The sequence below is a fragment of the Amycolatopsis rhizosphaerae genome, from assembly GCF_007713715.1.
In the GTDB taxonomy this organism is placed as follows: domain Bacteria; phylum Actinomycetota; class Actinomycetes; order Mycobacteriales; family Pseudonocardiaceae; genus Amycolatopsis_E; species Amycolatopsis_E rhizosphaerae.
Map to the genome: position 1 here is coordinate 1 of NZ_VJWX01000287.1, position 9,114 is coordinate 9,114.

Here is a 9,114-nt window from a genome sequence, read left to right on the forward strand (position 1 = left end):
GGTCTTCAACCTCGCCGCCGGCCAGCAGGCCGGTGACCAGTTCGATCGCGCGGGGCACGGCCTGGGCCACGGCGGGGCTGAGCCCGACGCCCTCGGCCACGGTCGCCGGCTCGCAGCCGACCACCAGGACCGGAAAGCCTTCACCGCCGAGCATGCGGCGCAGCCGCAGCACCGCCTCCGGCGCCATGCCATGGGCGTCCACGGCCCCGGCTGGGGCGTCGAAGCCGTCCTCGACCGCCTCGATCACATAGAGAGTGCCGGGTTCGCCACCGCGCTTCACGGCGTCGACGAGGATCACGCGGTCGTAGCCGTACAAGAGTTCGTAGGCCAGGTGCAGGCCCCGGATCCCGTAGTCGGCCACGCGGACGCCCGGGGGCAGGTGCTGTCCCGCCTCGCGCGCCAGCCGCTGCGCGACCTCCACGCCGAAACCGTCGTCGCCGAGGAAGATGTTGCCCACCCCGGCCACCAGCACGCGCTCCGGTCCGCTCATGCGCTCCCCTCCCGCTCGGGCAGGGGCTCCAGTTCCTCGGGAGCGAAATAGCGGTACCGGCCCTGGGCGTGCTGCAGGTCGGCCGCCGGATCGTCGTCCACGGTGACCGCGACGTGCGTCGTACCGTCCACATCGGACAGCACCGCGCGGACGGTAGCCGTGCGGCCGTCGAGGAACATGTCCTGGGCGTCGGCGCGGCGCGTCCCGGGGCGCAGCCGGACGCGGGCCCCCACCGGAACGGCCGTCCCGCCCACCAGCACGGTCCGGGATCCCGGCGCGGCGGGGGACTCCTCCCCGGTGACCGACCGCAGGTAGCGCACCGTGCCGTGCAGCCGCTCCAGCAGCTCCGGCGGCATCGCGTCGATCCGGTCGACGAGGGTGCGCACCCGCTCGTCGGTGGCCCGCACCTCGCGCTTCTCCTCGTCGGTCAGCGTCATGGTGCGCAGGGTGAGGATCTCGTCGATCTCCGTGCCGTCGTAGAGCTCCCCCTGGCTCTCCGCGGCGACGGCCGGGTAGTCGTAGAGGATGATCGGCGAGGCGAGCATCGCGTCGTCGCGGCCCGGCTCACCGAGCAGGACCGGCCAGAGCCGCTCGTTGCGGCACGCCTTGGCGGCGGGCGCGGCCCATTCCGGCGGATCCAGCAGCGACAGGAAACGCCCGCTGCTGACGGCGACCACCAGGTGCGCGGCGAGCAGTGCCCGGCGCAGCGCGTCCTGACGACACGGTTCCTCGGTGTGCCACCGGCCGGTGTTGACCACCTCCACCCGCAGCCGGACACCCCCGTAGGGACCGTCGAGCGGTTCGGCGCGGGCCCGCAGCAGCCCGGCGACGGGGCGGGTACGGCGCACGAGCCGTCCACCCGGCACCTCGTCGGCCTTCTCCGTGCCCTCCACCGAAACCGGGACCTCGACCGGGCCCGCCAACAGTTCCGACACCGGCAGCACGGCGTCCACCTCGCGCTCCACGGCCTCGTCCCAGCTGGTGAAGGTCGCCGCGCCCACGGCCAGCGACGGCACCGGCCGGTAGCGGCCGTCGTCCTGCCGCTGGTAGACGGCCCGTTCCTGGACCTGCAGGAAGCGCAACCGGAGGTGCACGGCGGCGCCCTTGCCGGGCTCCAGCAGCATTTCCGTGCACGCGTGCGCGTGCTCGCCGCGATCCGGCGACGCGTAGGCCGGCGGCATGAGGACGCCGAACTGCCAGCGCACCCGGTTCTTGGCCGCCGACGCGCGGTACGGGTAGAGCAGGTAACCCTCGTACAGCACGGCATCGCCGATCGCCTTCGCCTGGTCGAACACGCTGGTCACGATGCCTCCGGTGGCTTGCTCGACACGCCCACCCGCACCCGGTCCGTGCCCGCGGCCGGGACTTCACCGGTTTCGGCCGCCGGTACCGCGGCGAGCAGCCGCTCCATCGCCGCGTCCCAGGTGGGAATCGCGTGCCGGGACTTGAAGCGCAGCAGGGCGTCCACCGTGTCGCGGTGCAGGCGGACCCAGGCCGACCCCGGGAAGTACTGCTCCATCAGCTCGCGCCACACCGGCACCGGCATCCGGTGCCGGGCTTCGTGGTGCCAGGGCACCTGCTCGACCCACAGGCCCCGTTCCCCCTTGCCGAACACGGTCCCGGAGAACAACAGCACGAGCGGCACCTCGCCGCCGCGCAGCGCGTGGAAGTACTTGCCCGCCGCGACCTCGAGGTCGTAGCTGCACGGCACCGGAAGGTCCACCTCGCAGGCGCCGGTGAACCCGGGCACCAGCACCGAGGCGGAGGCGAACTGCATCGGCTTGAGCGTCTCCCCCCAGCGGGAGCGCTCTCCGAACAGACCGGCCAGCAGCTCCGCCTCTTCCGGCGCGTATCCGCGCCGCTGCGGTTCGATGCGGAGATGGCAGCGCAGCGCGATCGCGTGGACCGGCGTGCAGGTGGGGTCCGTGACGCGCAGACGGAACACCAGTGTGGGCGCCGCGGCGTGACGCAGGGGCGTCACCCGCAGGCAGTCGAAGGACAGTTCAGCCATCGTCGGCCTCCCCGGATCTGCTGCGCTGACGCAGCTTGTCGAAGAACCCGTCGATCGCCTGCCACGCCTCGGCTCCGCCGTCGAATCCGCGCCAGTGCAGCTTGGCCAGCCCCACCAGCTCGTAGCAGGCGTCGATCGGCACCAGAAACGCTTCGAACCCCTCCCCGGCCCGGTTGACCAGCACCGCCTCCACATCGGGTTCGGGGCTGCCGAGGACGGCGGTGGCCCCGGCCAGCAGGTGATCTCCCTCCTCGATCGGCAACAGCGATTCCGCCGCCCCCGCCGGGCCCGGATAGAAGGCGGTGGTCCGGCCCAGGCGCGAGTTGGTGAAGAAGAACGCCATCCGCACCGGGATGGCCACCTCCTCCCACAGCCGTTCCCCGGCGGGGAACGACGGGAGGTGCCGGTAGCGCCCGGGCACCGTCCGGAACCGGCCGCCGCCGGCCCCCGGCCTGGTGAACAGCAGGGCGCAACCGCGGCAGGCGCATTTGATCGTCCGCGATTCGAGGTCGATCACGTGCCCGTGCCCGGGGCCCGCGGGCTCGGCGCACAGCTCGCACTGCCGCCCCGGCACGGGCCTCGGCCTGCGCCGGAACCGCAGCAGCGGGCTGCTCATGACGCTTCCCGCGGAACCGGGCAGTCGAGCGTGACCACGGGGAGCAGCGTTCGCCCGGCGGCGGCCCCGGCGGGCACCATGCCCTCCACCTCGATCGCGCCGATCTCGGGTGCGGCGGCCCGGATCGCGCGCTCGATCGCCTGTTTCACCGTTTCCGCCGAAGACGGGCATCCGTCGCAGGTCCCGGTGAGCCGGAGGCGGGCCACGCCCTCTCCTTCACCGCCGGTCTCGATGCCGAGGAGTTCGACGTCCCCGGCGTGCGATCCCAGGTACGGCCGCACGTGCTCGAGGGCGGCCGTCACCCGCTCGTCCACCTCGACCGGATGCAGGCCGTGCAGCACCAGCAGCCCGCCCACCAGTTCGTCGGAGGCCAGCGCCGCGAGCACTTCGCCGGAGTCCGCCAGCAGTTCCGTCATGCGGGCCAGCGCCGCACCGTGGAACTCGAGCAGGGTGCGCACCAGCTCCCCGGCACGCTCGCGGACCGCGGGATCGGCCGAGGTGTCCAGTTCGGACAGTATTCGTTCGATCCGCTCACCGGCCTCGTGGACGTCCATGCCTCAGCCCGCGGGGGTGAACGCGTGCGGGGTGTGGATGCGCTGCAGCGTCCGGCCGCCGCCGGTGTACATGTGCACACCGCAGGGCAGGCACGGGTCGAAGCTGCGGACCGTGCGCATGATGTCGATCCCCTTGAAGTTCTCCTGCGTGTTCTCCTCGAAGATCGGCGTGTTCTGCACCGCGTCCTCGTACGGGCCCGGGGTGCCGTAGCTGTCCCGGACACTGGCGTTCCACGGCGTCGGCGGGTACGGGTGGTAGTTGGCGATCTTGCCGCCCTTGATCACCATGTGGTGGGACAGCACCCCGCGCACCGCCTCGGTGAACCCGCAGCTCACGCCCTCCTCGGGCACGGTGAACGGCTCCCAGGTCTTGGTGTGGCCGGCGCGGATCTCGGCCAGCGCCTTCTCGCAGAAGTGCAGCGCCATCGCCGCGCAGTAGGCCTGGAAGTAGGTGCGGGCGCGGTTGCGCTCCAGCGCGTTGCTCCACTGGGGGATCTTCCACTCGAAGGCCGTCTCGGGCTTGGTGACCGTACGCGGCAGGTTGATCTGCACGCTGTGCCCGGTCGCCCTGACGTACCCGGTGTCGACCAGCCCGGACAGCGCGGTGGACCACAGCCGGGCCAGCGGCCCGCCGCCGGTGTCCAGCGGCAGGTGGTCGGTGCCGTCGAACCAGCGGGGCGACATCACCCAGGAGTACTTGTCGTCGAAGTCCCGCTTCTGCGGCTGCGGAATGGTGTGCTGGTTCCACGGATGCCGCGGGTCCACCGGGTTGCCCAGCGGATCGTGCGTGACGAAGGGTTCCTCGCCGGTCCAGTCCTGGTAGTAGGAGCTACCGAGCAGGATCCGGATGCCCAGGTTGATGTCGAGCAGGCTGTTGGTGACCAGCTTTCCGTCGACGACGATCCCCGGTGTGACGAACATCTTGCGGCCCCAGTCCGCCATGTTCTCGTAGGTGAAGTCGCAGTGGTCGGGATCGTTGAGGGTGCCCCAGCAGCCGAGCAGGATCCGGCGCCTGCCGACCTCCTCGTAGCCGGGCAGGGCCTGGTAGAAGAAGTCGAACAGGTCGTCGTGCATCGGCACGACCCGCTTCATGAACTCGACATACTTCATCAGCCGGGTCAGGTAGTCGGTGAACAGCTGCACGGTGGCCACCGTGCCCACCCCACCCGGGTACAAAGTGGACGGGTGCACGTGGCGGCCCTCCATCAGGCAGAACATCTCCCGGGTCAGGCGCGAGACCTGCAGTGCCTCCCGGTAGAACTCGCCCTCCAGGGGGTTGAGCGAGCGCATGATGTCGCCGATGGTGCGGTAGCCGTGCTGCGCCGCGTGCGGCGCCTCGGTGCGGTTGGCCTGTTCGAGCACGCCGGGGTTGGTCTCGCCGACCATCTTCTCGCAGTAGTCCACCCCGACCAGGTTCTCCTGGAAGATGTTGTGGTCGAACATGTACTCGGCGGCCTCGCCGAGGTTGATGATCCATTCGCCGAGGTGCGGCGGGCGGACGCCGTAGGCCATGTTCTGGGTGTAGACCGAGCAGGTGGCGTGGTTGTCACCGCAGATCCCGCAGATCCGGCTGGTGATGAAATGCGCGTCCCGCGGATCCTTGCCCTTCATGAAGATGCTGTAGCCGCGGAAGACCGAAGACGTGCTGTGGCACTCGACGACCCGCTTCTGGGCCCAGTCGATCTTGGTGTAGATGCCGAGGCTGCCCACGATCCTGGTGATCGGGTCCCAGGCCATCTCCACCAGGTCGGTCTTGGTGGTGCCGCCGCTCTTGCGTTGTGCCGCAGTAACCATCGCTGGAATACCTTTCGCTACGGTCCGGGCGCGGCGTTCACCACGGGGCGCGGTAGCCGGTCAGCAGCTTCCGCCCCTTGGTGCGCCACTTGGGTTCGGTGTCGGTGGTCTTCTCGGTGTAGGTCCGCAGCCGCCGGATCACCGATCCGTAGGCCCTGATCACCGTCGAGGACAGGTGCGCCCCGGGCGGCTCGTCCATGAACGGCATGAACTTGTCGGGGAATCCGGGCATCGTGCAGCCGATGCAGATTCCGCCCACGTTCGGGCAGCCGCCGATGCCGTTGATCCAGCCCCGTTTGGGCACGTTGCACTTGACCACCGGACCCCAGCACCCGATCTTGACCAGGCACTGCGGCGAGCCGTACTCCTCGGCGAACTGGCCCTGCTCGTAGTAGCCCGCGCGGTCGCAGTTCTCGTGCACGGTCGCGCCGAAGAGCCAGGTCGGCCGCAGGTGTTCGTCGAGCGGGATCATCGGTGCCTGCCCCGCCGCCTGGTACAGCAGGTACAGCAGGGTCTCGGAGAAGTTGTCCGGCAGGATCGGGCAGCCCGGCACGCAGATGATCGGGATGCCCGCGCTGGACTTCCAGTCCCAGCCCAGGTAGTCGGGCACACCCATGGCGCCGGTCGCGTTGCCCTCCATGGCGTGGATACCGCCGTAGGTGGCGCAGGTGCCCGCGGCCATCACGGCCAGTGCCTTGGGCGCCAGGCGGTCCAGCCACTCGCTGGTGGTTCGCGGCTGCCCGGTCTCGGGATCGTTGCCGAACCCGGACCAGTACCCTTCCTTCTTGAGCGCCTCGTTCGGGATCGAGCCCTCGATCACCAGCACGAACGGATCCAGCTCACCACGATCGGCCTTGTACCACCACTCGATGAAGGTGTCGGCGCCCTTGTCCGGCCCGCATTCGAAGTCGATCAGCGGCCAGTGCACCGCCACCTTCGGCAGGCCCGGCAGGGCACCGAGCACGATCTCCTCGATGCTCGGCTGGGTGGCGGCGGTGAGCGCCACCGAATCCCCGTCGCAGGACAGGCCCGCGTTGATCCACAGGATGTGGATCGGCTTTTCTTCTCCGCCCGGCACCGGTTGCCGGGATTCGGTTGCCGTTGTCATGCCTGATCACCTTCGCAAGGGTCGTCCGCCCGCGTCAGCCTGGCCCGCTTCCTGGGCCGCCAGCGCGCCGAGGGTCAGTTCCCACAGCGCGTGATAGATCGTGGTCTGCGCCTCCTGGATCCGGTGCACGGACGGCGAAGGCACCACGAACAGGTAATCGATGGAGTCCAGCTCGGCCATCTTTCCCCCGGAATAGCCGGAGATCCCGATGGTGAGCAGGCCGCGGCGGCTGGCCTCGGAGAACGCCCGCAGGAGGTTCTCGGAGTTGCCGCTGGTGGAAAGCCCGACCGCGATGTCCCCGGCACGGCCGAAGGCCCCGATCTGCCGGGCGAACACCACGTCGAATCCGACGTCGTTGGACAGCGCGGTGACCACCGCGATGTCGTTGGTCAGCCCGAAGGCGGGCAGGGGCCGGGCCTGCGGGTGCGGCGGGCCGAGGAAAAGGCCCGCCAGGTCCTGGGCGTCGGTCGAACTGCCGCCGTTGCCGAAGGCCAGCAGCCTGCCGCCCGCGGCGAACGCGACGGCCATGCGCTGCGCGCACGCGGCGAGCCGCTCACCGTCGCGCTCCAGCACCTCGCGGCGCAGCTCGGTGATCTCCCTCGCCTTGTCCACTGTGGACGAGCGAACCTCGTCGAGCACCTTGTCGAGGTTCGTGCTGTCGGCGTAGAGGAACGGGTAGAGCGCGGCCATGTCGGCCCCGGGCCCGGCCTGGCGGTGGGTCATGACGCCGCTCCCCGGGAGGAACCCTCCGCGGCAACGAGTGCGATCGCCTCGCCCGCGTGCACCAGGACGGTGTCCCCCACACGGGCGCGGACCAGGGCGACGCTCACCTCTTCGTGACCGGACCCGGTGTCGACCAGGGCGAGCCCGTCCGGCCGGAGTTCGAGCACCCTGACCTCGACCGCGGCGTCCGAACAGGTGATGCAGACCTCGTCGTGGCACTCCGGGACGTCCATCACGCCACCACGCCCGGACCGAGCAGCCCCGGTTGCTCGAAGAACACGTGTACCAGCTCCCAGAGGATGTGATAGGTGGTGACGTGGACTTCCTTCACCACCAGCGGATCGGCCGAGCGCGCCACGAGCACGTGCCCCAGCCCCGGCTCGCGGCCGATGCGCCCGCCGTCGCCGCCGGTCAGCGCGATCGTGGCCATGCCAAGGTCGCGGGCGGCGCGCAGGCCGCGCACCACGTTTTCACACTGCCCGTCGGTGGAAATGCCGAGCGCGATGTCGGACGGCTCGGCGAGGAACCGGATCTGGTGGGCGAAGACCTCTTCCAGACCGGCACGGTTGGCGACGCCGGTCAGCGTCGCCACGTCGGAGGTGAGCGAGATCGCCGGCAGCGCACGTTTGCCCACGATCACCGGGTGCACGAACTCCACCGCGACGTGCTGGGCGTCGGTGCTGGGACCGCCGTTGCCGAACACGACCAGCTTGCCGCCGCGGTGGAACCGCAGGGCCATCGTGTGGCAGGCCGCGGCCACGTCGCCCGCCTGCCCGGCCAGCCCGGCCACCGGTGCCACCCGGCGCTCGAAGACCGCGTCCACAGTGTCCGGTGGATCCGAAAACCGCGTCATCGCAGTCACTTCCTCGCGTGGTGGGAAAGGTCGGAATTCCTTCACCGTAAACGGTCGCACTCTCAGGCCACAACCGGAAGCGGACGCCCGAACGGGCGGCCCTGCACGCTCAGCCGGTGCGGGTGATCCCCCTCGCCACCATGGCGGGCAACACTTGCCTGGCAAGGGTTTTCCGCACCCTACCGACGAGTACCCCGAACTCCGGCGACGACCCCCAACAATCGTCTACAGTGGACTATTCGCGGTGGGACGGCCACGCCTTCAGCGCAAGTTCCGCGGTCGCCGCCAGCTCCTCGGGCGAGGCACCGTCCCTGGCCCGTTGCGACATCCCCTGGATGACGGCGGCGAAGTACGCGGCGAGCATCGCCGGATCGGCGTCGCCGGGCAGCTCCCCCGCACGCCGCGCCGCCCGCAGGCGCGCCTCGAACACGGCGAGGTTGCCGGTGCGGATTTCCCGGAGGAAGGCTTCGACCTCGGCATCCTGGGCTGCGACGTTCGTGGCGGCGCTGATGGTCAGGCAGCCGGCCGGATGCGCCGGGTCGGCGTAGGTGCGCGCCGCTTCGCGCAGGACGCGGGCGAACGCGCGGTAGGCAGTGGCCTCCTCCGCCAGCGCCACGCCGATGAACGCACCGACGGGTGAACGGCCGTAGGCGCGTACCACCTCTTCGAACAGCGAGCGCTTGTCCTTGAAGGTCGCGTACAGGCTGCCCGGCTTGATGCCCATCGCCTCGGTCAGCTCGCTGACCGAGGTGGCCTCGTAGCCGCGCTCCCAGAACAGCCTGGTCGCCGCGGCCAGCGCGGCGTCGCGATCGAACCCCCTCGGCCGCCCTCGCCCCGCACGCATCTCGCCCATGCCCCACATTCTAGAGCGCTCACTCAAAAAGTCGTGCTACGGTGTTTTTTGAGTCATCGCTCAAAAAACAGGAAGGTGGTCGACGACCATGGGCACGAACCCACTCGAGGGC

11 protein-coding genes are annotated in these 9,114 nt (G+C 70.2%); all 11 read right to left on the bottom strand.

The window, feature by feature from the left end; translation table 11 throughout:
• Window positions 1-490, bottom strand: a 490-nt coding sequence (locus FNH05_RS24395; protein ID WP_144591043.1) for a hydrogenase maturation protease, incomplete at its 3' end; no start/stop codon positions are given.
• On the bottom strand, window positions 487-1,794 hold the full coding sequence (locus FNH05_RS24400) for a hypothetical protein (RefSeq protein WP_144591044.1): 1,308 nt from the start codon (window positions 1,792-1,794) through the stop codon (window positions 487-489). The genes FNH05_RS24395 and FNH05_RS24400, both read right to left, overlap by 4 nt.
• Window positions 1,791-2,501 (bottom strand): DUF6084 family protein, encoded by a 711-nt coding sequence (locus tag FNH05_RS24405; protein ID WP_144591045.1) that lies wholly within the window; start codon window positions 2,499-2,501, stop codon window positions 1,791-1,793. The genes FNH05_RS24400 and FNH05_RS24405 overlap by 4 nt, the downstream gene beginning before the upstream one ends.
• Window positions 2,494-3,117, bottom strand: coding sequence for a DUF5947 family protein (locus tag FNH05_RS24410; RefSeq protein WP_186382712.1), 624 nt, complete (start codon window positions 3,115-3,117; stop codon window positions 2,494-2,496). Before FNH05_RS24410 ends, FNH05_RS24405 begins: the two co-directional genes overlap by 8 nt.
• The gene (locus FNH05_RS24415) at window positions 3,114-3,671 is read right to left on the bottom strand and encodes a NifU family protein (protein ID WP_144591046.1); all 558 of its coding nucleotides are present in this window, start codon (window positions 3,669-3,671) and stop codon (window positions 3,114-3,116) included. The genes FNH05_RS24410 and FNH05_RS24415 overlap by 4 nt, the downstream gene beginning before the upstream one ends.
• Before the next feature lie 3 nt (window positions 3,672-3,674).
• Window positions 3,675-5,465, bottom strand: coding sequence for a nickel-dependent hydrogenase large subunit (locus FNH05_RS24420; RefSeq protein ID WP_144591047.1), 1,791 nt, complete (start codon window positions 5,463-5,465; stop codon window positions 3,675-3,677).
• 37 nt (window positions 5,466-5,502) lie between these two features.
• Window positions 5,503-6,573: an NADH-quinone oxidoreductase subunit B family protein gene (locus FNH05_RS24425; protein WP_144591048.1), complete on the bottom strand. Its 1,071-nt coding sequence runs from the start codon at window positions 6,571-6,573 to the stop codon at window positions 5,503-5,505.
• 6 nt (window positions 6,574-6,579) lie between these two features.
• The gene (locus FNH05_RS24430; protein WP_144591049.1) at window positions 6,580-7,296 is read right to left on the bottom strand and encodes a D-sedoheptulose-7-phosphate isomerase; all 717 of its coding nucleotides are present in this window, start codon (window positions 7,294-7,296) and stop codon (window positions 6,580-6,582) included.
• Window positions 7,293-7,529, bottom strand: a complete 237-nt coding sequence (locus FNH05_RS24435) for a HypC/HybG/HupF family hydrogenase formation chaperone (protein ID WP_144591050.1) — start codon at window positions 7,527-7,529, stop codon at window positions 7,293-7,295. The genes FNH05_RS24430 and FNH05_RS24435 overlap by 4 nt, the downstream gene beginning before the upstream one ends.
• Window positions 7,529-8,149 (bottom strand): D-sedoheptulose-7-phosphate isomerase, encoded by a 621-nt coding sequence (locus tag FNH05_RS24440; protein WP_144591051.1) that lies wholly within the window; start codon window positions 8,147-8,149, stop codon window positions 7,529-7,531. The genes FNH05_RS24435 and FNH05_RS24440 overlap by 1 nt, the downstream gene beginning before the upstream one ends.
• A gap of 235 nt (window positions 8,150-8,384) precedes the next feature.
• Complete coding sequence (locus FNH05_RS24445) at window positions 8,385-9,002, bottom strand: TetR/AcrR family transcriptional regulator (protein ID WP_246127921.1); 618 nt, start codon at window positions 9,000-9,002, stop codon at window positions 8,385-8,387.
• Window positions 9,003-9,114 lie beyond the last annotated feature (112 nt).

Coding starts and splice junctions, on each gene's coding strand:
- FNH05_RS24405 (WP_144591045.1), bottom strand. CDS start 2,501: ATGGCTGAACTGTCCTTCGACTGCCTGCGGGTGACGCCCCTGCGTCAC.
- FNH05_RS24410 (WP_186382712.1), bottom strand. CDS start 3,117: ATGAGCAGCCCGCTGCTGCGGTTCCGGCGCAGGCCGAGGCCCGTGCCG.
- FNH05_RS24415 (WP_144591046.1), bottom strand. CDS start 3,671: ATGGACGTCCACGAGGCCGGTGAGCGGATCGAACGAATACTGTCCGAA.
- FNH05_RS24420 (WP_144591047.1), bottom strand. CDS start 5,465: ATGGTTACTGCGGCACAACGCAAGAGCGGCGGCACCACCAAGACCGAC.
- FNH05_RS24425 (WP_144591048.1), bottom strand. CDS start 6,573: ATGACAACGGCAACCGAATCCCGGCAACCGGTGCCGGGCGGAGAAGAA.
- FNH05_RS24430 (WP_144591049.1), bottom strand. CDS start 7,296: ATGACCCACCGCCAGGCCGGGCCCGGGGCCGACATGGCCGCGCTCTAC.
- FNH05_RS24435 (WP_144591050.1), bottom strand. CDS start 7,529: ATGGACGTCCCGGAGTGCCACGACGAGGTCTGCATCACCTGTTCGGAC.
- FNH05_RS24440 (WP_144591051.1), bottom strand. CDS start 8,149: ATGACGCGGTTTTCGGATCCACCGGACACTGTGGACGCGGTCTTCGAG.
- FNH05_RS24445 (WP_246127921.1), bottom strand. CDS start 9,002: ATGGGCGAGATGCGTGCGGGGCGAGGGCGGCCGAGGGGGTTCGATCGC.